The following is a 23,964-nucleotide window of genomic DNA, read 5'->3' on the forward strand; positions in this document are numbered from 1 at the left end:
CGCGGGCCCCCGGACCCCCAGCCGGAAGAGCCGGGGCGAAGCCGAACGAATGCCGCTGGGGACACAGAGCAAGGAGAGCAAGTCATGACGGGCGCCGGCCGTGTCGGAAGAATCGAGCGCACCACCAAGGAGACCTCGGTCCTCGTCGAGATCGACCTCGACGGCACCGGCCAGGTCGACGTCTCCACCGGCGTCGGTTTCTATGACCACATGCTCGACCAGCTCGGTCGCCACGGGCTGTTCGACCTGACCGTCAAGACCGACGGCGATCTGCACATCGACACCCACCACACCATCGAGGACACCGCCCTCGCGCTCGGCGCCGCCTTCAAGCAGGCGCTCGGCGACAAGGTCGGGATTTATCGATTCGGCAACTGCACCGTGCCGCTGGACGAGTCGCTGGCCCAGGTGACGGTGGACCTCTCCGGGCGCCCCTACCTCGTGCACAGCGAGCCGGAGAACATGGCGCCGATGATCGGCACCTACGACACCACGATGACCCGGCACATACTGGAGTCGTTCGTCGCCCAGGCGCAGATCGCCCTGCACGTCCACGTCCCTTACGGGCGCAACGCCCACCACATCGTCGAGTGCCAGTTCAAGGCGCTCGCCCGGGCCCTGCGCTACGCCAGCGAGCGTGACCCGCGTGCGGCCGGAATCCTTCCCTCCACGAAGGGCGCCCTGTGAACGGCACGTCCACCCTCTTCATCCTCCTCGGCCTCTTCCTGCTCGGCGGAGTGATCTCCTTCGTCAAGCAGGGCATGTCCAAGAGCATGATCACCCTCCTCAGCATCGGCGCCGGGATGTCCCTGATCGCCGGGATCATCCGGCTGGAGGTGTGGAGTTGAGCGCGGCCAAGAAGGTCGTGGTCTTCGACTACGGCTTCGGGAACGTCCGCTCCGCCGAGCGCGCCCTGGCCCACGTCGGCGCCGACGTGGAGATCACCCGCGACTACGACAGGGCGATGACCGCCGACGGGCTGCTGGTGCCCGGCGTCGGCGCCTTCGCCGCCTGCATGCACGGGCTGCGCGAGGCCCGCGGCGACTGGATCGTGGGGCGCCGGCTCTCCGGCGGACGCCCCGTCATGGGCATCTGCGTCGGCATGCAGATCCTCTTCGCCCGCGGCATCGAGCACGGCGTGGAGACCGAGGGACTGGACGAGTGGCCGGGCGCCGTCGAGCCGCTGCGCGCGCCGGTCGTCCCGCACATGGGCTGGAACACCGTCACCGCGCCCGAGGGCTCGCAGCTCTTCGCGGGCGCGGACGCCGACGCCCGCTACTACTTCGTGCACTCCTACGCGGTGCGCCAGTGGGAGCTGGAGGTCGGCAACCCGAGCATCCGCGCCCCCAAGGTGACCTGGTCCACGCATGGCGAGCCGTTCGTCGCGGCCGTCGAGAACGGCCCGCTGTGGGCCACCCAGTTCCACCCCGAGAAGTCCGGCGACGCCGGCGCCCAGCTGCTGACCAACTGGATCGAGACCCTCTGATGCCGAAGCTCGAACTCCTCCCCGCCGTCGACGTCCGCGACGGGCAGGCCGTCCGCCTGGTGCACGGCGAGTCCGGCACCGAGACCTCCTACGGCTCCCCGCTGGAGGCCGCCCTCGCCTGGCAGCGCGCGGGCGCCGAGTGGCTGCACCTGGTCGACCTCGACGCCGCCTTCGGCACCGGCGACAACCGCGCGCTGATCGCCGAGGTCGCGGGGGCCATGGACATCAAGGTGGAGCTGTCCGGCGGCATCCGCGACGACGACACCCTGGCCGCCGCCCTCGCCACCGGCTGCACCCGGGTCAACCTCGGCACCGCCGCCCTGGAGACCCCGGAGTGGGTCGCCAAGGTCATCGCCGAGCACGGCGACAAGATCGCGGTCGGCCTCGACGTCCGCGGCACCACGCTGCGCGGCCGCGGCTGGACCCGCGACGGCGGCGACCTCTACGAGACCCTGGCCCGCCTGGACGCCGAGGGCTGCGCCCGGTATGTCGTCACCGACATCGCCAAGGACGGCACCCTGCAGGGTCCCAACCTCCAGCTGCTGAAGGACGTCTGCGCGGTGACCGACAAGCCGGTCGTCGCCTCCGGCGGCGTTTCGTCCCTTGACGATCTGCGGGCCATCGCCACTCTGGTACCCGAGGGCGTCGAAGGGGCCATCGTGGGCAAGGCGCTCTACGCGAAGGCGTTCACCCTCGAAGAGGCACTGGAGGCTGTGTCCTGATGAACGAAGCCGTGCGGCGAGCGCTGACCGACGACCTTTGGGAAGAGACGATCGGTTCGGCGCGCGCCGTCGCGGCGGGGGACCGCGTCCTCGTCGCGGGCACGATGCCCTTCACCGGCACCGTGCTCCAGGGCGAGGGCGACCCCTACGAACAGGCGCTGGCGGCCTTCGGCAACGCGCTTGAGGCGCTGAAGGAGTTCGGCCTCGGTGCCGAAGCCGTCATCCGCACCCGTATGTACCTCACCCACCTGCGCGACGTGGACGCGGTGGGGCGTGCCCACAAGGAACTGTTCGGCCAGGTGCGGCCGGCCGCGACGATGGTCGTGGTCGACCGGTTCGTCGATTCCCGGGTCCTGGTGGAAGTCGAAGTAGAAGCATTCCGAGGAGAGCGCACATCATGACCCTGGCGGTCCGAGTGATCCCCTGCCTGGACGTGGACAACGGCCGGGTCGTCAAGGGAGTCAACTTCCAGAACCTGCGGGACGCCGGCGACCCCGTCGAGATGGCCCGCATCTACGGCGAGGAAGGCGCCGACGAGCTGACCTTCCTCGACATCACCGCCTCCTCGGGCAACCGCGAGACCACCTACGACGTGGTGCGCCGCACCGCCGAGCAGGTCTTCATCCCGCTCACCGTCGGCGGCGGCGTCCGCACCCCCGAGGACGTGGACAAGCTGCTGCGCGCCGGTGCGGACAAGGTCGGGGTCAACACCGCCGCGATCGCCCGGCCGGAGCTGATCCGGGAGATCGCCGAGCGCTTCGGCCGCCAGGTCCTGGTGCTCTCCGTGGACGCCCGCCGCACCCCCGAGGGCAGCGGCCCCTCCAGCGGCTTCGAGGTCACCACGCACGGCGGCCGGCGCGGCACCGGCATCGACGCCGTCGAGTGGGCGCACCAGGCCGCCGAGCTGGGGGCCGGCGAGATCCTGCTCAACTCCATGGACGCCGACGGCACCAAGGACGGCTACGACACCGAGATGATCGCCGCGGTGCGCAAGCACGTCACCGTCCCGGTCATCGCCAGCGGCGGCGCCGGGCGGCTCGCCGACTTCCCGCCGGCCATCGACGCGGGCGCGGACGCGGTGCTGGCCGCCTCCGTCTTCCACTTCGGCGACCTGCGCATCGGCCAGGTCAAGGACACCCTGCGCCAGGCCGGGCACCCGGTCCGCTAGGGCCCGCCGGGGCGCCCGGCGGCTCAGATGCCCAGGTCCGCCTCGAGCAGCCGGGCGGTGTCCTCCTTCTCGCCCTCCAGCTCGACCCGGGCCGCGTCCTGGCGCCCGTACAGGAAGATCATCAGCTCCCCGGGTTCGCCGGTGACGGTGACGACCGGGGTGCCGCGGTGGGCGACGGCGGTACGGCCGTCGGGGCGGCGCAGCACCAGGCCCACCGGGGACCTGCGGGCGAAGAGCCGGGCGCCGCGCTCGACGCGGGACCACAGGGCGTCGGCGAGGACCGGATCCACCGGGCGCGGGGTCCAGTCCGGCTGGGCGCGGCGGATGTCCTCCGCGTGGACGAAGAACTCCACCGTGTTCGCGGCCTCGTCCACGGGCTTCCAAGCGAACGGCGAGAGCCGCGGCGGGCCGGTGCGGATGAGCTGGATCAGCTCCTCGTACGGCTTCGCGGCGAATTCGGCCTGCACCCGCTCCAGGCGGGCCGCCAGCGGCGGCAGCAGGAGGCCGCCGGCCGCGTCGGGGCGGCGTTCGCGGACCACCAGATGGGCGGCGAGGTCGCGGGTCGTCCAGTCGTCGCAGAGTGTCGGTGCCTGCGGTCCCGAGCTCTCCAAGAGGTCGGCGATGAGCAGGCGTTCGCGCTTCGCGTGAGTCGACATGCGGTCAGCCTACGGCCGGGCCAGGGGCGCTGCCATGGTGCCGCGCCCGGCCGCGGACGAGCCGGCGCGGCGACCGCCGGTGGCCGGCCCGCGCTGCCGGAGCGGCTCAGGCGGCCGGTCCGGCGCAGACCCGGTGGGCGATGAGCGCGGCGTGGATCGTCGGCAGGTCCGCGGGCCGGCTGGTGTCCAGGCCGGTCAGCGCCGCCACCTTGCGCAGCCGGTAGTCGACGGTGTTGGGGTGCACCTGGAGCGTGGCGGCGGCCTGCCGCCGGTCGATCGGCCCGGCCATGAACGCGCGCAGGGTGTCCAGCAGCTCCGGCTTGTCGGCCAGCGGTGCCAGCAGCGCCGCCAGCTCGGCGCGGGCCGGGCCGGGGCGGGACAGCTGGTGTTCCAGGGCGACGTCCGCCAGCCGGTACACACCGGGCGCGCGGCCGAAGGCGACGGCCACCTCGCACACCTCGCCGGCCAGCCGGGCGGCCTCCGACACCCCGTCCGGGTCGGTGGCCACCACCCCGGAGGTGATCCGGGCGCCGGACACCAGGCTCATGTAGCGGACCACGCCGGACAGCCAGTCCCAGTCCTGGGCGGTCAGCTCGGCGGCGGCGACCTCGCGCGGCACCAGCGCGATGCCGCCGTCGGCGGAGAGCACCGAGAGCACCACCCCCGCGACGTGCCGCTCCAACTCGACCCGCAGCCGCCGGAGTTTCCGCCGGGCCGCCACGGCGCTGTCGACCCCGGGCCGCAGCTCGTCCGGGTGCGGCCCGGCCCGCAGCGCGAGCACGAGATAGCAGGCCGGCAGCCGCACGCCCGCCCGTCCCGCGGCCTCCTGCGCGGGGGCCCCGTCCAGCAGGGCGGAGAGCAGGGACTGCCGTGCGGAGTGCTCATCGCCGAAGGCGGCCTGACGCTCCTGCGAATAACCCGCCGACGCCGCCGAGGTCATCAGCTGCAGATACTGGAGCACCAGCCGGCTGGTGGCGAAGACCGCGGACAGGTCCCCGGGCTCGGCGGCCGGCGCCATGTGGTCCAGGCACACCTGGGCGCCCAGGTGGTAGGCGCTGAGCACCGCCTCCAACGGCACCCCGTCCTCGGCCCGCTTGGCCGCCGACTCGCGCAGCGAGGCCAGGTGTTCGGGGCCCGGGAGGGTGCCGGTGGTGAGCACGTCGACGAAGGTGCGGATGGACTGCTCGACGACCTGGCTGATATCGGTGCGCAGCTGCTCCACGGGCAGCCTGCTGTACACCGGCAGCCGCTCGGTCAGTTCGTCGATGACCAGCGCCGCGAGATCGTGTACGGCCGAGGACAGCCGCTGGCGCAGCGGTGTGCCGCCGAATGTGATGGTCGCCTGCTGGACAGCCATGCTTCCCCCCGTCGAAGACTCGGTCGGTGTCGCGCGGGACAGTCCCTGTTACCAATGGGTAACACGACGGCCGGTCGGACACCAGGCACCTGGGGAGGGAAATGCCTGCCAATCGGGCCGTCAGCCCGGCAGCGGCGCGGAGAGCTTGCGGCCGTCCAGGCTGCCGCTGAGCGTCAGCGAGCAGGAGATCTGGTTCTTGCCCCGGTAGGTGTAGGTGTCCCGGGCCGGATAGATCGCGTAGTAGTAGTACATCCGGCCGTCCTTGATGGTGGCCAGCCGCTTGCCGGCGTCCTCCCGGCAGAGCGTCAGCACCTTCTTCTGGAGCGCCTCCTCGGTGGCGAACTCCCCGGTCAGCGTCTCGTTGGCGATGATCTCCCCGTCGTGCGGCCCGTCGCAGGACCGGGTCTGCACGGTGCGCACGCTGCTGTCCAGGGCCGGGTGGTCGAAGCACTGGCCCGGCTTGAGGACGACGTACGGCACCACCTCGGCGGGCGAGGAGGCGGACGGGCTGGGGTCCGGCTCCTCGCTCTCCGGCCCGCCCGGGCCGCCGCCCAGCGGTGCCCCCTGGCCGGGGTTCTCACTGGCGGACGGCTCGGCGGCCGAGGGGGAGGCGGACGGGGTGCCGGAGGCGGCGGGCTTGCCCCCCGGTGTCTTCCCCGCCGAGGACCCGTGATCGTCGCCGCCCCGGAGCGCCAGGGCGAGGCCGCCGGCGACCAGGGCGGCTATGACCACGGTGCCGGTCACGATCCAGGCCGTCTTCGGACCGCGCCTGCCGGGCGGGGGCGGCGGCGGGCCGTACCCGCCCGGCGCACCCGGGCCCCCGAACCCGCCCGGCGGCACCGGTCCGCCCGGCGGCACCGGTCCACCCGGTGCGCCGAATCCGCCCGGCGGCACCGGCGGCCCGAACCCCTGCGGCTGCGGCTGTCCGTCCCCGGAAGCCGGAGGAGGGCCGAAGCCGCCGTTGCCGGCGGGCGGACCGAACGCGTTCGACGGAGGCGGAAACGTCATGTCCGAAGCATGCCGCACGCCGCTGACAGCGCCGCGAGCGGGCATCCTTCCGCCAGGCCGTCCACCAGTCGGTCGGCCGGCCCGGCGGCCTTCGCCGACGAGGCAGAATGGGCGCATGACCGGCTCCGACAGCCCCGCGACCCCGTCCTCCCCGCTCGCCCCGGCCGTCGCCGCGCGCCTGAAGCGCACCGCCGACGGACTGATCCCCGCCATCGCCCAGCAGTACGACACCGGAGAGGTGCTGATGCTCGGCTGGATGGACGACGAGGCGCTGCACCGCACGCTCACCACCGGCCGCTGCACCTACTGGAGCCGCAGCCGCCAGGAGTACTGGGTCAAGGGCGACACCTCCGGCCATGTCCAGCACGTCAAGTCCGTGGCGCTGGACTGCGACGCCGACACCATTCTGGTCAAGGTCGACCAGGTCGGCGCGGCCTGTCACACCGGAGAGCGCACCTGCTTCGACGCCGACGTGCTGCCGCTCGGCGAAGAGTAGGGTCATCCGCCATGGATCTTGAGACGTTCCGCAAGCTGGCGTCCGACCGCCGTGTCATCCCCGTCAGCCGCCGCCTCCTCGCGGACGGCGACACCCCGGTCGGCCTCTACCGCAAGCTCGCCGGCGAGCGGCCCGGCACCTTCCTCCTGGAGTCCGCGGAGAACGGACGCTCCTGGTCCCGCTACTCCTTCATCGGCGTACGCTCCGACGCCACCCTCACCGAGCGGGACGGCCAGGCGCACTGGCTGGGCACCCCGCCGGTCGGCGTCCCCACCGACGGCGATCCGCTGGCCGCCCTGCGCGCCACCGTCGAGACGCTGCACACTCCGCGCGACCTCGCCGGCGGCCTGCCGCCGTTCACCGGCGGGATGGTCGGCTACCTCGGCTACGACATCGTGCGCCGCCTGGAGCGCATCGGCGACCAGGGCCGCGACGACCTGAAGCTGCCCGAGCTGACCATGCTGCTCACCTCCGACCTCGCGGTGCTCGACCACTGGGACGGCTCGGTCCTGCTGATCGCCAACGCGATCAACCACAACGACCTCGACACCGGCGTCGACGAGGCGTACGCGGACGCGGTCGCCCGCCTGGACGCGATGGAGGCGGACCTCGCGCGTCCGTCCGAGTACCAGCCGGTCGCGCTGCCGGCCTCCGAGCTGCCCGCGTACACCGCCCGCTGGGGCGGCGCGGACTTTAGGGACGCCGTCGAGGAGCTCAAGGAGCACATCAGGGCCGGCGACGCCTTCCAGGTCGTCCCCTCCCAGCGCTTCGAAACCCCGTGCGCGGCGAGCGCCCTGGACGTCTACCGCGTCCTGCGGGCCACCAACCCCTCGCCGTACATGTACCTCTTCCGCTTCCCGTGCGGGGAAGGGGAGTCCTTCGACGTCGTCGGCTCCAGCCCCGAGGCGCTGGTGAAGGTCGAGGACGGCCGCGCCATGGTCCACCCGATCGCCGGCACCCGGCACCGGGGCGCCACCCCGCAGGAGGACCAGGCCCTGGCCGAGGAGCTGCTGGCCGACCCCAAGGAGCGCGCCGAGCACCTGATGCTGGTCGACCTGGGCCGCAACGACCTGGGGCGGGTCTGCGAGCCGGGCAGCGTCGAGGTGGTCGACTTCATGTCCATCGAGCGCTACTCGCACGTCATGCACATCGTGTCCACGGTGACCGGCCGGGTCGCCGAGGGCCGCACCGCCTTCGACGTGCTCACCGCCTGCTTCCCCGCGGGCACCCTCTCCGGTGCCCCCAAGCCGCGGGCCATGCAGCTCATCGAGGAGCTGGAGCCGTCCCGCCGGGGCCTGTACGGCGGCTGCGTCGGCTATCTGGACTTCGCGGGCGACTCCGACACCGCCATCGCGATCCGCACCGCGCTGCTGCGGGACGGCACGGCGTACGTCCAGGCGGGCGCCGGGGTGGTGGCCGACTCCGACCCGGCGGCGGAGGACGCGGAGTGCCGGAACAAGGCGGCCGCGGTGCTGCGCGCGGTGCACACCGCGAACCGGCTGGGCGGGTAGCCGGTAGCCCGCAGCTGGTCTGCGGCCTCCGGGAGCCGGTCCCCGGTAGCCGGCCTGCGGCTGCCGGACGGCCGTCTGCCGCGGCTTTGCCGCACCGGTGGCGGATGTGGATCATCCGCTTCTGGTCGCCGCAGGGCTTCTGCGTACCGCTGGGCCGACCCGCCCGCGCTGTCCGTTTCGCGTACGGGATAGTGGTAGGCGTGAGTGCAGCAGCCGTACCCCCACAACGCGCCCAGTCCGAGCCGTCCGCCGCCGCGGAGCGCACGCGCCGGCGCAGTCTCGCCGTCGCCCTGCTCTCCGGTGCGGCAGGCGCCGCGCTCGTCCTGCTCGCCACCAGCCGCACCTGGGCCGAAGGCACCGCCGCGGTCGCCCAGGGCAGCATTCCGCAGCGCGCCGACGGCGACGACATCACCGGGCTGCCCGGCGCGCTCGCGGTCGTCGGCCTCGCCGCGCTGGTCGCGGTCTTCGCCGTCCGCCGCACCGGCCGCGTCATCGTCGCCGGTCTGCTCGCCCTGTGCGGCGCGGGCATCGTGGCCAGCGCGCTGGCCGGGGCCTCGGACACCGGGGCGCTGGAGGACAAGGCGTCCAGGGCGACCGGGCTGGCCGACAGCGCCATCCACGACGTGGCGCACACCGCCTGGCCGTGGGTGGCGCTCGCGGGCGGCCTGCTGCTGCTGCTCGCCGGGCTGCTCGCGCTGGGGTACGGCCGCCACTGGCCCGCCATGTCCGGGCGGTACGACCGCGGCGGCGGGCGCGCACCCCGTCCGCGACGCGCCGCCGCCGACCCGGACCGCCCGGACGAGCTGTGGAAGGCCCTGGACCGCGGCGAGGACCCCACCAGCCGTTAGGGGGTGTCCGATGGGTCTGCGCGGCGTCGCGACGCTCCCCCAGCTACCGCTGGGGGTGCCCCCAGGCACCAGCGCTCGCGGCGTTGTCGTCGGTCTCCCCCAAGCTCTCGGCTTCGCTCGAGCAGGGAGGTGCCCCCACCGCTCCGCGTGGACTCCCTCCTCCGCCTTGCGATCACAGGCACCAGGCGCCGCTCCTTCTCCCACGCCGACCCACCGGACACCCCCTAGCGGCCGGCGAGGACCCCAGCCCCTGGCGGCAGAGCACCCGCGTCACGTCCTCGAGGACACGTGATCCACGACCCCGACCCCCGCTGAAACAGCGGGGACGCATCGGGGAGAATGTGCGCGGAGCGTTCGCCCCCGCGGCCTGGCCCCGCGACACCCGGAGGTGGTCCGGGAGACGGAGCCGGGAAGCAGCACAGCAACGAGGAGTACTCATGGCGGGTAACAACCACGGTCACACCCCGGCGGCCTGGACCGGCGTCATCATCGCCTTCATCGGCTTCAGCATCTCGGGCGCCTTCACCGTGCTGGCCAACCCGGTCGGCTTCTGGGCCGGAATGGTGGTCGTCGCGCTCGGTGGCCTCGTGGGCCTGGGCATGAGGATGGCCGGATTCGGTCAGCAGCCGCGCCGCACCGCGGCGAAGTCGGCGCAGCCGCAGCACTGAGCCGAGCGGCCGAGCGGAGTCGCGGCACCCGGCCGAGGGAGCCGCGGCACGGCCCACCCGGCGCGCACGGCCCGGACAGTCTCTCCGGGCTGCGCCGTGATCGCCCGCGGGTGAGACTCGACGGGTGAGCGAGAGCCCCGTGAGCCGGACCAGCGTGAGCCGGACCAGCGTGAGCCGGAGCCGCCCCGCGAAGGCGCCCGTGGCGCCCGGTGCGGTCCGCCCGCTGGCCGCCCCGCTGGGCGTGCTGGCCGGGGTCACCGCCGCCTTCACCGTGGTGGGCCTCGTCGACCCCAACGACCCGGGGCACTATCCGGTCTGCCCGCTGCTGCGCCACACCGGGCTGCTCTGTCCCGGCTGCGGCGGACTGCGCGGCGCCCACGCCCTGGCCCACGGCGACCTGGTCACCGCGCTCGGCGCCAACGCCCTGGCCTTCGCCGGGTACCTCGCGTTCGCCGTCTTCCTCGCGGACTGGCTGCTGCGATCCGCCACGGGGCGACCGCCGGCGGCGCCGCGCGCCCGGCCCGCGCACTGGTGGGCGCTGGCCGTGCTGACGCTGGCCTTCACCGTCGTCCGCAACCTGCCTCTCGGCCGGGCCCTCGCCCCCTGACTGTCCACCCAGTGGACCTCCCAGCGACCGGATGCGGACCCTCGGTCGATCGGCGGATACCATCGCAAGTGCAGGTGAAGTGGCTCGGTCCGCCTCGCCCGCAGCCGACCGAAGCTCCATCCCCGCCCGGAAGGGGGCCGCTCGCGTGAGTGTGCTCGACGAGATCATCGACGGAGTCCGTGCCGACCTCGCGGAGCGGCAGGCGCGCGTCACCCTCGACGAGCTCAAGGAGCGGGCCGCCAAGGCGCCCCAGGCAAGGGACGGCGTCGCCGCGCTCCGGGGCGACAGCGTCAAGGTGATCTGCGAGGTGAAGCGCTCCAGCCCGTCCAAGGGCGCGCTCGCCGCGATCGCCGACCCGGCCGGCCTCGCCGCCGACTACGAAGCGGGCGGCGCGGCCGTCATCAGCGTGCTCACCGAGCAGCGGCGCTTCGGCGGGTCCCTCGCGGACCTGGAGGCGGTGCGGGCCAAGGTGGACATCCCGGTGCTGCGCAAGGACTTCATCGTCACCGCCTACCAGCTGTGGGAGGCCCGGGCGTACGGCGCCGACCTCGCCCTGCTGATCGTCGCGGCCCTGGAGCAGGACGCGCTGGTCTCCCTGATCGAGCGCGCCGAGTCCATCGGGCTGACCCCGCTGGTCGAGGTGCACGACGAGGAAGAGGTGGAGCGGGCGGTCGACGCCGGGGCCCGGATCATCGGCGTCAACGCGCGGAACCTCAAGACCCTCGAGGTGGACCGAGGCACCTTCGCGCGCGTCGCCCCGGAGATCCCGGACCACCTCGTGAAGGTCGCGGAGTCCGGCGTGCGCGGCCCGCACGACCTGATCGCCTACGCCAACGACGGCGCCGACGCCGTGCTGGTCGGCGAGTCGCTGGTGACCGGCCGCGACCCGAAGGCCGCCGTCGCCGACCTGGTCGCCGCAGGCGCCCACCCGGCCCTCCGGCACGGACGGGGCTGACCGTCATGCGGGCGTACGCGCGTGGGTCCTGCCCGGTCGGTCAGGCCGGATCAGCGAGCGGCGTCTGGTGCGGTGGATCGCAAGGCGGAGGAGCCGAGCGCAGCGGCACTGCGCGCGGCGACGACAACGCCGCGAGGCGCCGTGCCAGGCGTCGTGAACCCGGCATGACCGGCTGGGCAGGACCCTTGGCTCGGGGCTGTCGGCCCCGGGGTTGCCGTGCGCCCGCGCGCCGCGTGCGGGGACGCCGCGTGCGCTACCACATCGGCTGCGAGCCGGGGCAGATCAACGGAATGCGATGGCGTGCGGTGGCCGACCACCGCACCCCGCGCCGCTAGGCCGAATCCTCACTCACGGAATTCCTGGATCACGGAACTCCTGGACCACGGAGCTCACGGATCACGGCGGGCGCGGACCGTCGGCGACCCGCGGCACGGACGCGTATCCGAGCCGTGGCGGGTCGGCCGCCGCATACCTTGATGCCCACCAATCGTGACGTGTCGGGGCATGTCCCCGATCGAGGAGATACGTCGGATGTCTTCTGACTTCTTCATCCCGGACCCGGAGGGTCTGGTTCCCAGTGCCGAGGGGTACTTCGGTGCGTTCGGCGGCAAGTTCATCCCGGAGGCGCTGGTCGCCGCGGTCGACGAGGTCGCCGCCGAGTACGCGAAGGCCAAGGCGGACCCGGCGTTCGCCGCCGAGCTGGAGGACCTGCTGGTCAACTACACCGGCCGGCCGAGCGCACTGACCGAGGTGCCGCGCTTCGCCGAGCACGCCGGTGGCGCCCGGATCTTCCTCAAGCGCGAGGACCTCAACCACACCGGTTCCCACAAGATCAACAACGTGCTCGGGCAGGCCCTGCTCACCAAGCGGATGGGCAAGACCCGGGTCATCGCGGAGACCGGCGCCGGCCAGCACGGCGTCGCCACCGCCACCGCCTGCGCCCTCTTCGGCCTGGAGTGCACCATCTACATGGGCGAGGTCGACACCGAGCGGCAGGCGCTCAACGTCGCCCGGATGCGGATCCTCGGCGCCGAGGTGGTGGCCGTGAAGTCCGGCAGCCGCACCCTGAAGGACGCCATCAACGAGGCGTTCCGCGACTGGGTCGCCAACGTCGACCGCACCCACTACCTCTTCGGCACCGTCGCCGGCCCGCACCCCTTCCCGGCGATGGTGCGCGACTTCCACCGGGTCATCGGCGTCGAGGCGCGCCACCAGATCGTGCACCGCGCGGGCCGCCTGCCGGACGCGGCGATCGCCTGCGTCGGCGGCGGATCCAACGCCATCGGCCTCTTCCACGCCTTCCTGCGGGACATGGACGTCCGGCTCGTCGGCTGCGAGCCGGCCGGCCGCGGCGTGGAGACCGGGGAGCACGCGGCCACCCTGAGCGAGGGCGAGCCCGGCATCCTGCACGGCTCCCGGAGCTACGTCCTCCAGGACGAGGACGGCCAGATCACCGAGCCGTACTCCATCTCCGCGGGCCTGGACTACCCAGGCGTCGGCCCCGAGCACGCGTATCTGAAGGACACCGGGCGGGGCGAGTACCGAGCGGTCACCGACGACGCGGCGATGGAGGCCCTGCGGCTGCTGGCCCGCACCGAGGGCATCATCCCGGCGATCGAGAGCGCGCACGCGCTGGCCGGCGCCCTGGAGGTCGGCCGCGAACTGGGCGAGGACGGCCTGCTGCTGGTCAACCTCTCCGGCCGGGGCGACAAGGACATGGACACCGCCGCCCGCTACTTCGGGCTGTACGACTCCGCCGCGGGGGGCAAGTGATGACCAAGGACACCGGAACCGCCGGCCCCGCCGGCAACATCGCACTGCTGGACACGGTGCTGGCCACCGCCAGGAGCGAGGGCCGCGCCGCGCTGGTCGGCTACCTCCCGGCCGGCTTCCCCACCGTCGACGGCGGGGTACGGGCCATCACGGCGATGATCGAGGGCGGCTGCGACATCGTCGAGGTCGGCCTGCCGCACAGTGACCCGGTGCTGGACGGGCCGGTCATCCAGACCGCCGACGACATCGCGCTGCGCGGCGGAGTGAAGATCGTCGACGTGATCCGCACGGTCCGCGAGGTGCACGCGGCGACCGGCGCGCCGGTGCTCTGCATGACCTACTGGAACCCGGTCGACCGATACGGCCCCGAGCGGTTCGCCGCCGAGCTCGCCGCGGCGGGCGGTGCCGGGTGCATCCTGCCCGACCTGCCCGTGGAGGAGTCCGACGCCTGGCGGAAGGCCGCCGAGCAGCACGGACTGGGCACCGTCTTCGTGGTGGCGCCGAGCAGCCGTGACGAGCGGCTCGCCAGGATCACCGCGGCCGGCAGCGGCTTCGTCTACGCGGCGTCCCTGATGGGCGTCACCGGAACCCGGGACTCGGTCGGGCGCGAGGCCCAGGACCTGGTGCGCCGCACCCGGGCCACCACCGAGCTGCCGGTCTGTGTCGGGCTCGGCGTGTCGAACGCGACGCAGGCGGCCGAGGTCGCCGCCTTCGCCGACGGGGTGATCGTCGGCTCGGCGTTCGTCAAGCGGCTGCTGGACGCGCCGGACCTGGAGAGCGGCCTGGCCGGGGTGCGGGAGCTGGCCGCCGACCTCGCTCAGGGAGTGCGCGGCCGGGCGGAGTAAGGCCCCATCCGGCGGGACGCGCCGTCCGGCCGGATGCGCCGTCCGGGCGCAAAACGGCGCCGGATCGGAGCAAAAGCGAGGCGGAGGAGCGCGGCGGTGCTCCTCCGCCTTGTTGTATCCGGGCGTGAGCCCAAGAAGCGGTGGAAGCGGTGACAAGGATGGCCGGGGGCCCGGGCGGGGCAGCGCCCGCGAGCGGCTGCGGGCCCAGCAGGAGCGGGACCGGGCGCGCGAGAAGCGCCGGCGCGCCCTGATGGTGGCGGTCGTGGGGGTGGCCGTGCTCGGCATCGCCGCCGGCATCGGGGTGCTGGTCTCCGGCGACGACAAGGCCGACACCTCCGGCCCGGTCACCGCGCCGAAGGGCGCCACCGGCAAGGACGATCTGGTGATCCCGACCGGCCCGGCGAACGCCCCGGTCACCCTCACCGTCTACGAGGACTTCCGCTGCCCGGGGTGCAAGCAGTTCGAGGACACCTTCCGGGAGACCATCCACGACCTCCAGGACACCGGCCGGCTGAAGACCGACTACCGGCTGGTCACGATCATCGACGGCAACCTGGGCGGCAGTGGCTCGCGGAACGCCGCGAACGCGGCGGCCTGCGCCCAGGACGCGGGGAAGTACCTTCCGTACCACGACACGCTCTTCATCAACCAGCCCAAGGAGACCGACGACGCCTACGCCGACCAGGACACCCTGATCGAGCTGGCGGGCAAGACCGAGGGCCTGGACACCCCGGCCTTCCGCCGTTGCGTCCGGGACGGCACCCACGACGGCTGGGTGGCGAAGTCCGCCGACGCCTTCTCCGGCTCCGGATTCAGCTCCACCCCGACCGTGCTGCTGGACGGGAAGAGCGTCTACCCCGGCGACCGGGACGACCCACTCACCCCGGACCGGCTCCGGAAGCTGGTCGACGAGGCGGCCCGAAGCTAGAAGGTGTCCCCCTGATGCCCGTTACGCAGCCGTTGCCCCGGGCGGGTTGCCGCGCGGGCCGTCGGGCAGGGTAGCGTCGACCCTGACATGGACCTCGCATACATTCCCAGCCCCTCGACCAGCGTGATCAATCTCGGCCCGATCCCGCTGCGCGGCTATGCCTTCTGCATCATCATCGGCGTCTTCGTCGCGGTCTGGCTCGGCGGGCGGCGCTGGGTCGCCCGTGGAGGCCAGGTCGGCACGGTCGCCGACATCGCCGTCTGGGCGGTGCCGTTCGGCCTGATCGGCGGCCGGCTCTACCACGTCGTCACCGACTACGAGCTGTACTTCTCCGACGGGCGCGACTGGGTCGACGCCTTCAAGATCTGGGAGGGCGGCCTCGGTATCTGGGGCGCCATCGCGCTCGGCGCGCTGGGCGCCTGGATCGGCTGCCGCCGCCGGGGCATCGCGCTGCCCGCCTACGCCGACGCGATCGCGCCCGGCATCGCCTTCGCCCAGGCGATCGGCCGCTGGGGCAACTGGTTCAACCAGGAGCTCTACGGCAAGGCCACCGACCTGCCGTGGGCGCTGAAGATCGACGCGGACACCGACGCGGGCCATGTCGCCGGTACCTACCACCCGACCTTCCTCTACGAGTCGCTGTGGTGCGTCGGAGTGGCACTGCTGGTGATCTGGGCGGACCGCCGCTTCAAGCTGGGCCACGGCCGGGCGTTCGCGCTGTACGTCGCGGCGTACACCGTGGGCCGCTTCTGGGTGGAGTACCTGCGGGTCGACGACGCCCACCACGTGCTGGGCATGCGGCTCAACAACTGGACCTCGATCGTGGTCTTCCTGGCCGCGGTGGCGTACATGGTGATCTCCGCGAAGCGGGCGCCGGGCCGCGAGGCCGTGGTCGAGCCGATCCCCTCCGGGGAGGACACCCCGACCGATCCGACCGATCAGGCTGATCCGACCGATCAGGCTGATCAGTCCGATGAGGATGTGGTCGCTGTCGCCGACGAGAAGGCCGCGGATCAGGCTGACGAGGACGACGCTGAGCCGTCCACGGAGGAGCCCTCCAAGAAGTCGTGACTGTGGGCGGGGCGGTCGGTCATCTTCCCCACCCCGCCCCTTCCCGTTCTTGTCCTCAATCGCCGGACGGGCTGGATTTTCCAGCCCGTCCGGCGATTGAGGACCGGGGTCCGGGGCGGAGCCCCGGGAGGTTGGGCAGGCCACCCTCACCACACGCGTGAGGGTGGCCTCCGCATTTCCGGATTTCGCCAAGCGCCCAGCATTCCCGCAGGTCAGAGAGGTAAGTTCGGCCTTGCTTGCTGGCGGGCAAGGGGAATTCGTGCGTACCTTCGAGGTGTTGGGATCACGGCGGACCACCGCCTGCCCAAGGGGAAGGGAGCACCACCGTCATGTCCGTCATCGACACCTCAGCGCCACTGCACGTCGCGCACCGCGACAACCACACCCACCGCGATGTCAACGGCGGCTGGCTTCGCCCCGCGGTGTTCGGCGCGATGGACGGCCTGGTCTCCAACCTCGCACTGATGACCGGTGTCGCCGGCGGCGCCGTGGACCGGCAGACCATCGTGATCACCGGTCTGGCCGGTCTGGCCGCCGGTGCCTTCTCGATGGCCGCGGGGGAGTACACCTCGGTCGCCTCGCAGCGCGAGCTGGTCGAGGCCGAGCTGGACGTCGAGCGCCGTGAGCTGCGCAAGCACCCCAAGGACGAACAGCGCGAGCTGGCCGCCCTCTACGTCTCGCGGGGCGTGGAGCCGGAGCTGGCCGGCAAGGTCGCGGAGCAGCTGTCCCGGGATCCGGAGCAGGCGCTGGAGATACACGCCCGGGAGGAGCTGGGCATCGCCCCGGACGACCTGCCGTCCCCCTCGCTCGCCGCGGTGTCCTCCTTCGGCTCCTTCGCGCTGGGTGCCCTGCTGCCGGTGCTGCCCTACCTGCTGGGCGCGACCGCGCTGTGGCCCGCGGTGCTGCTGGCGCTGATCGGGCTGTTCGCGTGCGGCGCGGTGGTGGCCCGGGTGACCGCCCGCACCTGGTGGTACAGCGGACTGCGGCAGCTCGCCCTGGGCGGCGCGGCCGCGGGTGTGACGTACGCCCTGGGCATCGTGTTCGGAACGGCCGTAAGCTGACCTACCGCGCGGTAACCGCGCGCCGCCGGCCGATCGGTCCGGCGGCGCTTCGGCATGGAATGTCTCGCCCCGGCGGGGCTCGGGTGACCCCTGAGGCCGAGGGGGCCGGTGGGGAAATTTCCGCAGCCGGCGTTACCTGGCGGTTTCGATCCGTTTACCAGTGGGCATAAGGCTCAGGCGCGTGGGCAACGTCGCCCGTCTCGCGCTGTCCCCCAGACCTCTCCCCCAGCCTTTCGGCCGGGTGGGGGTGCCCCCGGCCGAAGGCTGGGGGAGCGCCTCCAGGGTGGCGTACCCCAGCGGCAGTGGCCGTTTCCGCCCCCCTCGCTCACTGGTCATCCTCCATGCGGGTTGTCCGCATGTTGAAACGGAGTATCCGCTTCCTGGGAAGCGGGCCATCATGTAACCTGCACGAAAATTCGCAGAGGGCCAACGTCGTCCCTCGGCACTTCAAATGCCATGACGACGACGGGAGAGCCGATGCGTGCTGCGTCCACAGCGTCTTACCCCGCCCGACAGGGGATGTACGACCCGCGCAACGAGCATGACGCCTGTGGCGTGGGCTTTGTGGCGACGCTCACCGGAGAGGCGAGCCATACGCTCGTCGAACAGGCCCTCACCGTCCTGAGGAACCTCGAACACCGCGGTGCCACCGGCTCCGAGCCCGACTCGGGCGACGGCGCGGGCATCCTGGTGCAGGTCCCGGACCTCTTCCTGCGCGAGAACACCGGCTTCGATCTCCCGGAAGCCGGCGCCTACGCGGTGGGCATCGCCTTCCTCCCCGAGGACGAGGCCGAGCGCGCCGCCGCCACCGCCCGCATCGAACAGATCGCGGCCGAGGAGTCCCTGACCGTCCTCGGCTGGCGCGAGGTCCCCGTCACCCCCGACCTGCTCGGCAACGGCGCCCGGGCGACGATGCCCGCCTTCGCCCAGCTCTTCGTGGCCGACGGTGTCTCCACCGGGCTGGCCCTGGACCGCAAGGCGTTCGCCTTGCGCAAGCGTGCCGAGCGGGAGGCCGGGGTCTACTTCCCGTCGCTGTCCGCGCGCACCATCGTCTACAAGGGCATGCTGACCACCGGGCAGCTGGAGCCCTTCTTCCCGGACCTGTCCGACCGCCGTTTCGCCACCGCCGTCGCGCTGGTGCACTCGCGCTTCTCCACCAACACCTTCCCGAGCTGGCCGCTCGCCCACCCGTACCGCTTCGTGGCGCACAACGGTGAGATCAACACCGTCAAGGGCAACCGCAACTGGATGCGCGCCCGCGAATCGCAGCTGGCCAGCGAGGTGTTCGGCGACCGGGACCTGGCCCGGCTGTTCCCGGTGTGCACCCCCGACGCCTCCGACTCCGCCTCCTTCGACGAGGTCCTGGAGCTGCTCCACCTCGGCGGCCGCTCGCTGCCGCACAGCGTGCTGATGATGGTCCCCGAGGCGTGGGAGAACCACCCCACCATGGACCCGGCCCGGCGCGCCTTCTACCAGTACCACTCCACGATGATGGAGCCCTGGGACGGCCCGGCCTGCGTCACCTTCACCGACGGCGTCCAGGTCGGCGCGGTCCTGGACCGCAACGGACTGCGCCCCGGCCGCTACTGGGTCACCGACGACGGGCTCGTGGTGCTCTCCTCCGAGGTCGGCGTGCTCGACATCGACCCGGCCAAGGTCGTCCGCAAGGGCCGCCTCCAGCCCGGCAGGATGTTCCTGGTCGACACCGTTCAGAAGCGGATCATCGAGGACGACGAGATCAAGGCCGAGCTCGCCACCGCCGCCCCGTACGCGGAGTGGCTGGAGGCCGGCGAGATCGAGCTGACCGACCTGCCCGAGCGCGAGCACATCGTGCACACCCACGCCTCGGTCACCCGCCGCCAGCAGACCTTCGGCTACACCGAGGAGGAGCTGCGCGTCCTCCTGGCGCCGATGGCCCGGACCGGCGCCGAGCCGATCGGATCCATGGGCACCGACTCGCCGATCGCCGCGCTCTCCGAGCGGCCGCGGCTGCTGTTCGACTACTTCACCCAGCTGTTCGCGCAGGTCACCAACCCGCCGCTGGACGCCATCCGCGAGGAGCTGGTCACCTCGCTGATCTCCTCGCTGGGCCCGCAGGGCAACCTGCTCGCCCCGGACGCCGCGTCCTGCCGCAGCGTCACCCTGCCCTTCCCGGTGATCGACAACGACGAGCTGGCCAAGCTCATCCACATCAACGCCGACGGCGACATGCCGGGCATGAAGGCCGCCACGCTGTCCGGCCTGTACCGGGTCTCCGGCGGCGGCGACGCGCTCGCCGCCCGGCTGGCCGAGATCTGCGCCGAGGCCGACGCCGCCATCGAGGACGGCGCCCGGCTGATCGTGCTCTCCGACCGGCACTCCGACGCCGAGCACGCGCCCATCCCCTCGCTGCTGCTCACCTCCGCCGTCCACCACCACCTCATCCGCACCAAGCAGCGCACCCACGTCGGGCTGCTGGTCGAGGCCGGTGACGTCCGCGAGGTGCACCACGTCGCGCTGCTCATCGGCTACGGCGCGGCCGCGGTCAACCCGTATCTGGCGATGGAGTCGGTCGAGGACCTGGTCCGGGCCGGCACCTTCTTCCAGGACGTCCCCGGCCTGGAGCCGGAGCAGGCGATCCGCAACCTCATCTACGCCCTCGGCAAGGGCGTGCTGAAGGTGATGTCCAAGATGGGCATCTCCACCGTCGCCTCCTACCGCGGCGCACAGGTCTTCGAGGCCATCGGTCTGGACGAGGGCTTCGTGGACGCCTACTTCCACGGCACCGCCACCAAGATCGGCGGCGCCGGGCTGGACGTCGTCGCCAAGGAGGTCGCGGCACGGCACGCCAAGGCCTACCCGGTCACCGGCGTCCCCTCCGCGCACCGCGCGCTGGAGATCGGCGGCGAGTACCAGTGGCGCCGCGAGGGCGAGCCGCACCTGTTCGACCCCGAGACGGTCTTCCGGCTCCAGCACTCCACGCGCGAGCGCCGCTACGACATCTTCAAGAAGTACACCGAGCGGGTGAACGAGCAGTCCGAGCGGCTGATGACGCTGCGCGGCCTGTTCGGCTTCGCGTCCGACCGCCCGTCGATCCCGGTCGACGAGGTCGAGCCCGTCTCCGAGATCGTCAAGCGCTTCTCCACCGGTGCCATGTCCTACGGCTCCATCTCCAAGGAGGCGCACGAGACGCTGGCCATCGCCATGAACCAGCTGGGCGGTAAGTCCAACACCGGCGAGGGCGGCGAGGACCCGGAGCGGCTGTACGACCCGGCGCGCCGGTCCAGCATCAAGCAGGTGGCCTCCGGCCGCTTCGGTGTGACCAGCGAGTACCTGGTCAACTCCGACGACATCCAGATCAAGATGGCGCAGGGTGCCAAGCCCGGCGAGGGCGGCCAGCTGCCCGGCCACAAGGTCTACCCGTGGGTGGCCAAGACCCGGCACTCCACGCCGGGCGTGGGGCTGATCTCCCCGCCGCCGCACCACGACATCTACTCCATCGAGGACCTCGCCCAGCTCATCCACGACCTGAAGAACGCCAACCCGGCCGCCCGCATCCACGTGAAGCTGGTCTCCGAGGTCGGCGTGGGCACGGTCGCGGCCGGCGTCTCCAAGGCGCACGCCGACGTGGTGCTGATCTCCGGCCACGACGGCGGCACCGGCGCCTCCCCGCTCACCTCGCTGAAGCACGCGGGCGGCCCCTGGGAGCTGGGCCTGGCCGAGACCCAGCAGACGCTGCTGCTCAACGGGTTGCGCGACCGGATCGTGGTGCAGACCGACGGCCAGCTGAAGACCGGCCGCGATGTGCTGATCGCCGCGCTGCTGGGCGCCGAGGAGTTCGGTTTCGCGACCGCCCCGCTGGTCGTCTCCGGCTGCGTGATGATGCGCGTGTGCCACCTGGACACCTGCCCGGTCGGCATCGCCACCCAGAACCCGGTGCTGCGCGGCCGGTTCAGCGGCAAGGCCGAGTTCGTGGTGAACTTCTTCGAGTTCATCGCCGAGGAGGTCCGCGAGCTCCTGGCCGAGCTGGGCTTCCGCACCCTGAAGGAGGCGGTCGGCCACGCCGAGCTGCTGGACACCTCCCGCGCCGTCGACCACTGGAAGGCCCGCGGGCTGGACCTCGCCCCGCTGCTGCACGTGCCGGAGCTGCCGGCCGGCGCCGTCCGCCACCAGGCCGTCGCCCAGGACCACGGCCTGGAGAAGGCGCTGGACAACGAGCTGATCGAGCTCGCCGCGGACGCCCTGGCGGCGGAGACCGCCGAGGCCGCCCAGCCGGTGCGCGCCCAGGTCGCCATCCGCAACATCAACCGCACCGTCGGCACCATGCTCGGCCACGAGGTGACGAAGAAGTTCGGTGGTGCGGGCCTGCCCGACGACACCATCGACATCACCTTCACCGGCTCGGCCGGCCAGTCCTTCGGCGCCTTCGTGCCGCGCGGCATCACCCTGCGGCTGGAGGGCGACGCCAACGACTACGTCGGCAAGGGCCTGTCCGGCGGCCGGATCATCGTCCGCCCGGACCGCGGCGCCGACCACCTCGCCGAGTACAGCGTCATCGCCGGCAACACCCTGGCGTACGGCGCGACCGGCGGCGAGCTGTTCCTGCGCGGCCGGGTCGGCGAGCGGTTCTGCGTCCGCAACTCCGGTGCCACGGTGGTCTCCGAGGGCGTCGGCGACCACGGCTGCGAGTACATGACCGGTGGCCGGGCGGTCGTCCTCGGCGAGACCGGCCGCAACTTCGCGGCCGGCATGTCCGGCGGCATCGCGTACGTCATCGACCTGGACCGGGACAACGTCAACGCCGGGAACGCCGGGGCCGTCGAGGCTCTCGAGGAGAGCGACAAGCAGTGGCTGCACGATGTCGTGCGCCGCCACCACGAGGAGACCGGCTCCACCGTCGCCCAGACCCTGCTGGCGGACTGGGACGCGGCCGCCGCCCGGTTCAGCAAGATCATCCCGACCACGTACAAGGCCGTTCTCGCCGCCAAGGAAGCCGCCGAGCGCGCCGGACTGTCCGAGTCCGAGACCACCGAGAAGATGATGGAGGCGGCGATCAATGGCTGACCCCAAGGGCTTCCTGACCACTGACCGCGAGGTCGCCAAGACCCGTCCGGTGGGCGAGCGCGTCAAGGACTGGAACGAGGTCTACGTCCCCGGCTCCCTGCTGCCGATCATCGGCAAGCAGGCCGGCCGGTGCATGGACTGCGGCATCCCGTTCTGCCACAACGGCTGTCCGCTGGGGAACCTCATCCCCGAGTGGAACGACTACGCCTACCGCGAGGACTGGACCGAGGCCAGCGAGCGGCTGCACGCCACCAACAACTTCCCGGAGTTCACCGGGCGGCTGTGCCCCGCGCCGTGCGAGTCCGCCTGCGTGCTCGGCATCAACCAGCCCGCGGTGACCATCAAGAACGTCGAGGTCAGCATTATCGACAGGGCGTGGGAGGACGGGAACGTCACCCCGCAGCCGCCGGAGCGGCTGTCCGGCAAGACGGTGGCCGTCATCGGCTCCGGCCCGGCCGGGCTCGCCGCCGCCCAGCAGCTCACCCGGGCCGGGCACACGGTCGCCGTCTACGAGCGCGCCGACCGCATCGGCGGCCTGCTGCGCTACGGCATCCCCGAGTTCAAGATGGAGAAGCGCCACATCAACCGCCGCATCGAGCAGATGCGCGCGGAGGGGACCAAGTTCCGCACCGGTGTGGAGATCGGCCGGGACATCGACGCCGCCAAGCTGCGCAAGCGGTACGACGCGGTGGTGATCGCCGCCGGCGCCACCACCGCCCGCGACCTGCCCGTCCCCGGGCGCGAGCTGAACGGCATCCACCAGGCGATGGACTACCTGCCGCTCGCCAACAAGGTGCAGGAGGGCGACTACATCGCCCCGCCGATCACCGCCGAGGGCAAGCACGTGGTGGTCATCGGCGGCGGTGACACCGGCGCGGACTGCGTGGGCACCGCCCACCGCCAGGGCGCGGCCTCGGTCACCCAGCTGGAGATCATGCCGCGGCCGTCCGAGGACCGCCCGGCCCACCAGCCCTGGCCGACCTTCCCGATGCTGTACAAGGTGACCTCCGCGCACGAGGAGGGCGGCGAGCGGGTGTACTCCGTCTCCACCACCCACTTCGAGGGCGACGAGGACGGGAACGTGCAGTTCCTGCACCTGGTCGAGGTCGAGTTCACCGGCGGCAAGCTGGAGCAGAAGCCGGGCACCGAGCGGAAGATCCCCGCCCAGCTGGTCACCCTCGCCATGGGCTTTACCGGCACCGACCAGGAGAACGGCCTGGTCCGGCAGTTCGGCCTGGAGCTGGACGAGCGCGGCAACGTCGCCCGCGACGCGGATTTCGCCACCAACGTCGACGGCGTCTTCGTCGCCGGTGACGCCGGCCGCGGCCAGTCGCTGATCGTCTGGGCCATCGCCGAGGGCCGCTCCGCCGCGCGCGGTGTCGACCGCTACCTCACCGGCACCAGCGCCCTGCCCGCCCCGATCCGCCCGACCGACCGGTCCCTGACGGTCTGAGGCCCTCGACGGCGCCGAGGGCCTCGACAGCCCTGACGCCTTCGACGGCCTGACCCTTTCCGGGGCTTCCCGGCACAACTCCACAGGCTCCGCCGCACAGCGCCGTGCGGGCCGGATGCGCGGCGTCTGCCCCCTCCCGACCGGGCAGACGCCGCGCGCTTTTGTGCCGCCCAGGGAGCGTCCGGAGTGCGAACGTGACTGGCCGGAAACCGCACCTTGTCACGCCCTTCACCCCGTCCACATAATCACACCAATGTGCTTGGCATGTGCGTGCCAAGTGCCTGCCACGCTCTTCCCCCACGAGAGGA

General features: G+C 72.4%; 23 protein-coding genes. 20 read left to right on the forward strand and 3 right to left on the reverse strand.

Going from position 1 to position 23,964, the window contains the following annotated elements; all coding sequences use genetic code 11:
* The first annotated feature begins 84 nt into the window (after positions 1-84).
* From hisB to hisF, 6 genes are read left to right on the forward strand one after another with little or no spacing between them, the layout of a single operon-like run.
* Positions 85-687: an imidazoleglycerol-phosphate dehydratase HisB gene (gene hisB, locus AC4BDD_RS22925; RefSeq protein ID WP_490687338.1), complete on the forward strand. Its 603-nt coding sequence runs from the start codon at positions 85-87 to the stop codon at positions 685-687.
* Positions 684-848 carry a hypothetical protein gene (locus tag AC4BDD_RS22930; protein ID WP_490687339.1) on the forward strand — a complete coding sequence of 55 codons (165 nt, stop codon included), beginning with the start codon at positions 684-686 and terminating at the stop codon, positions 846-848. The genes hisB and AC4BDD_RS22930 overlap by 4 nt, the downstream gene beginning before the upstream one ends.
* The gene (hisH, locus tag AC4BDD_RS22935; RefSeq protein WP_490687340.1) at positions 845-1,486 is read left to right on the forward strand and encodes an imidazole glycerol phosphate synthase subunit HisH; all 642 of its coding nucleotides are present in this window, start codon (positions 845-847) and stop codon (positions 1,484-1,486) included. Before AC4BDD_RS22930 ends, hisH begins: the two co-directional genes overlap by 4 nt.
* Positions 1,486-2,208, forward strand: coding sequence for a bifunctional 1-(5-phosphoribosyl)-5-((5-phosphoribosylamino)methylideneamino)imidazole-4-carboxamide isomerase/phosphoribosylanthranilate isomerase PriA (priA, locus tag AC4BDD_RS22940; RefSeq protein WP_490687341.1), 723 nt, complete (start codon positions 1,486-1,488; stop codon positions 2,206-2,208). Before hisH ends, priA begins: the two co-directional genes overlap by 1 nt.
* A complete protein-coding gene (locus AC4BDD_RS22945; protein ID WP_490691904.1) occupies positions 2,205-2,609 on the forward strand; it encodes a RidA family protein in 405 nt (134 codons plus the stop codon). The genes priA and AC4BDD_RS22945 overlap by 4 nt, the downstream gene beginning before the upstream one ends.
* The gene (hisF, locus tag AC4BDD_RS22950) at positions 2,606-3,376 is read left to right on the forward strand and encodes an imidazole glycerol phosphate synthase subunit HisF (protein WP_490687342.1); all 771 of its coding nucleotides are present in this window, start codon (positions 2,606-2,608) and stop codon (positions 3,374-3,376) included. The genes AC4BDD_RS22945 and hisF overlap by 4 nt, the downstream gene beginning before the upstream one ends.
* A gap of 23 nt (positions 3,377-3,399) precedes the next feature.
* On the opposite strand, the gene AC4BDD_RS22955 is transcribed toward hisF, so the two are convergent.
* The 3 genes from AC4BDD_RS22955 to AC4BDD_RS22965 form a co-directional block, all read right to left on the reverse strand.
* Positions 3,400-4,032 carry a TIGR03085 family metal-binding protein gene (locus AC4BDD_RS22955; RefSeq protein ID WP_490687343.1) on the reverse strand — a complete coding sequence of 211 codons (633 nt, stop codon included), beginning with the start codon at positions 4,030-4,032 and terminating at the stop codon, positions 3,400-3,402.
* Positions 4,033-4,138: 106 nt separating this feature from the next.
* Positions 4,139-5,389 carry a PucR family transcriptional regulator gene (locus AC4BDD_RS22960; protein WP_490687344.1) on the reverse strand — a complete coding sequence of 417 codons (1,251 nt, stop codon included), beginning with the start codon at positions 5,387-5,389 and terminating at the stop codon, positions 4,139-4,141.
* A 120-nt stretch (positions 5,390-5,509) separates the two neighbouring features.
* Positions 5,510-6,397 carry a hypothetical protein gene (locus AC4BDD_RS22965; RefSeq protein WP_490687345.1) on the reverse strand — a complete coding sequence of 296 codons (888 nt, stop codon included), beginning with the start codon at positions 6,395-6,397 and terminating at the stop codon, positions 5,510-5,512.
* A 115-nt stretch (positions 6,398-6,512) separates the two neighbouring features.
* On the opposite strand from AC4BDD_RS22965, the gene hisI reads away from it, so the two are divergent.
* The 14 genes from hisI to AC4BDD_RS23035 all read left to right on the forward strand — a co-directional run bounded on the left by hisI (position 6,513) and on the right by AC4BDD_RS23035 (position 23,656).
* Complete coding sequence (gene hisI / locus AC4BDD_RS22970) at positions 6,513-6,893, forward strand: phosphoribosyl-AMP cyclohydrolase (protein WP_490687346.1); 381 nt, start codon at positions 6,513-6,515, stop codon at positions 6,891-6,893.
* Positions 6,894-6,904: 11 nt separating this feature from the next.
* Positions 6,905-8,404 carry an anthranilate synthase component I gene (locus AC4BDD_RS22975; protein ID WP_490687347.1) on the forward strand — a complete coding sequence of 500 codons (1,500 nt, stop codon included), beginning with the start codon at positions 6,905-6,907 and terminating at the stop codon, positions 8,402-8,404.
* 200 nt (positions 8,405-8,604) lie between these two features.
* On the forward strand, positions 8,605-9,252 hold the full coding sequence (locus AC4BDD_RS22980; protein ID WP_490687348.1) for a TIGR02234 family membrane protein: 648 nt from the start codon (positions 8,605-8,607) through the stop codon (positions 9,250-9,252).
* A 437-nt stretch (positions 9,253-9,689) separates the two neighbouring features.
* A complete protein-coding gene (locus AC4BDD_RS22985) occupies positions 9,690-9,920 on the forward strand; it encodes an HGxxPAAW family protein (protein ID WP_490687349.1) in 231 nt (76 codons plus the stop codon).
* Between the two features lie 169 nt (positions 9,921-10,089).
* The gene (locus AC4BDD_RS22990) at positions 10,090-10,527 is read left to right on the forward strand and encodes a DUF2752 domain-containing protein (RefSeq protein ID WP_490691905.1); all 438 of its coding nucleotides are present in this window, start codon (positions 10,090-10,092) and stop codon (positions 10,525-10,527) included.
* A 145-nt stretch (positions 10,528-10,672) separates the two neighbouring features.
* Positions 10,673-11,482 carry an indole-3-glycerol phosphate synthase TrpC gene (gene trpC / locus AC4BDD_RS22995; RefSeq protein WP_490687350.1) on the forward strand — a complete coding sequence of 270 codons (810 nt, stop codon included), beginning with the start codon at positions 10,673-10,675 and terminating at the stop codon, positions 11,480-11,482.
* A gap of 164 nt (positions 11,483-11,646) precedes the next feature.
* Positions 11,647-11,817 carry a tryptophan biosynthesis modulator TrpM gene (trpM, locus tag AC4BDD_RS23000; protein WP_490687351.1) on the forward strand — a complete coding sequence of 57 codons (171 nt, stop codon included), beginning with the start codon at positions 11,647-11,649 and terminating at the stop codon, positions 11,815-11,817.
* Between the two features lie 196 nt (positions 11,818-12,013).
* Positions 12,014-13,255 carry a tryptophan synthase subunit beta gene (gene trpB, locus AC4BDD_RS23005; protein ID WP_490687352.1) on the forward strand — a complete coding sequence of 414 codons (1,242 nt, stop codon included), beginning with the start codon at positions 12,014-12,016 and terminating at the stop codon, positions 13,253-13,255.
* Complete coding sequence (gene trpA, locus AC4BDD_RS23010) at positions 13,255-14,100, forward strand: tryptophan synthase subunit alpha (protein WP_490687353.1); 846 nt, start codon at positions 13,255-13,257, stop codon at positions 14,098-14,100. The genes trpB and trpA overlap by 1 nt, the downstream gene beginning before the upstream one ends.
* 124 nt (positions 14,101-14,224) lie before the next feature.
* A complete protein-coding gene (locus tag AC4BDD_RS23015; RefSeq protein WP_490687354.1) occupies positions 14,225-15,028 on the forward strand; it encodes a DsbA family protein in 804 nt (267 codons plus the stop codon).
* An 87-nt stretch (positions 15,029-15,115) separates the two neighbouring features.
* Positions 15,116-16,099: a prolipoprotein diacylglyceryl transferase gene (gene lgt, locus AC4BDD_RS23020; RefSeq protein WP_490687355.1), complete on the forward strand. Its 984-nt coding sequence runs from the start codon at positions 15,116-15,118 to the stop codon at positions 16,097-16,099.
* A 329-nt stretch (positions 16,100-16,428) separates the two neighbouring features.
* Complete coding sequence (locus AC4BDD_RS23025; protein ID WP_490687356.1) at positions 16,429-17,160, forward strand: VIT1/CCC1 transporter family protein; 732 nt, start codon at positions 16,429-16,431, stop codon at positions 17,158-17,160.
* A gap of 519 nt (positions 17,161-17,679) precedes the next feature.
* Positions 17,680-22,203 (forward strand): glutamate synthase large subunit, encoded by a 4,524-nt coding sequence (gltB, locus tag AC4BDD_RS23030; protein WP_490691906.1) that lies wholly within the window; start codon positions 17,680-17,682, stop codon positions 22,201-22,203.
* Positions 22,196-23,656 carry a glutamate synthase subunit beta gene (locus tag AC4BDD_RS23035; RefSeq protein ID WP_490687357.1) on the forward strand — a complete coding sequence of 487 codons (1,461 nt, stop codon included), beginning with the start codon at positions 22,196-22,198 and terminating at the stop codon, positions 23,654-23,656. The genes gltB and AC4BDD_RS23035 overlap by 8 nt, the downstream gene beginning before the upstream one ends.
* Positions 23,657-23,964 lie beyond the last annotated feature (308 nt).

The sequence above is a fragment of the Streptomyces sp. JLBT605 genome (assembly GCF_058215555.1).

Coding starts and splice junctions, on each gene's coding strand:
- AC4BDD_RS22985 (WP_490687349.1), top strand. CDS start 9,690: ATGGCGGGTAACAACCACGGTCACACCCCGGCGGCCTGGACCGGCGTC.
- AC4BDD_RS23025 (WP_490687356.1), top strand. CDS start 16,429: ATGTCCGTCATCGACACCTCAGCGCCACTGCACGTCGCGCACCGCGAC.
- hisF (WP_490687342.1), top strand. CDS start 2,606: ATGACCCTGGCGGTCCGAGTGATCCCCTGCCTGGACGTGGACAACGGC.
- lgt (WP_490687355.1), top strand. CDS start 15,116: ATGGACCTCGCATACATTCCCAGCCCCTCGACCAGCGTGATCAATCTC.
- trpM (WP_490687351.1), top strand. CDS start 11,647: ATGACCGGCTGGGCAGGACCCTTGGCTCGGGGCTGTCGGCCCCGGGGT.
- gltB (WP_490691906.1), top strand. CDS start 17,680: ATGTACGACCCGCGCAACGAGCATGACGCCTGTGGCGTGGGCTTTGTG.
- AC4BDD_RS22955 (WP_490687343.1), bottom strand. CDS start 4,032: ATGTCGACTCACGCGAAGCGCGAACGCCTGCTCATCGCCGACCTCTTG.
- AC4BDD_RS22965 (WP_490687345.1), bottom strand. CDS start 6,397: ATGACGTTTCCGCCTCCGTCGAACGCGTTCGGTCCGCCCGCCGGCAAC.
- AC4BDD_RS22960 (WP_490687344.1), bottom strand. CDS start 5,389: ATGGCTGTCCAGCAGGCGACCATCACATTCGGCGGCACACCGCTGCGC.
- hisB (WP_490687338.1), top strand. CDS start 85: ATGACGGGCGCCGGCCGTGTCGGAAGAATCGAGCGCACCACCAAGGAG.
- AC4BDD_RS23035 (WP_490687357.1), top strand. CDS start 22,196: ATGGCTGACCCCAAGGGCTTCCTGACCACTGACCGCGAGGTCGCCAAG.
- priA (WP_490687341.1), top strand. CDS start 1,486: ATGCCGAAGCTCGAACTCCTCCCCGCCGTCGACGTCCGCGACGGGCAG.
- AC4BDD_RS22975 (WP_490687347.1), top strand. CDS start 6,905: ATGGATCTTGAGACGTTCCGCAAGCTGGCGTCCGACCGCCGTGTCATC.
- trpA (WP_490687353.1), top strand. CDS start 13,255: ATGACCAAGGACACCGGAACCGCCGGCCCCGCCGGCAACATCGCACTG.
- hisI (WP_490687346.1), top strand. CDS start 6,513: ATGACCGGCTCCGACAGCCCCGCGACCCCGTCCTCCCCGCTCGCCCCG.
- trpB (WP_490687352.1), top strand. CDS start 12,014: ATGTCTTCTGACTTCTTCATCCCGGACCCGGAGGGTCTGGTTCCCAGT.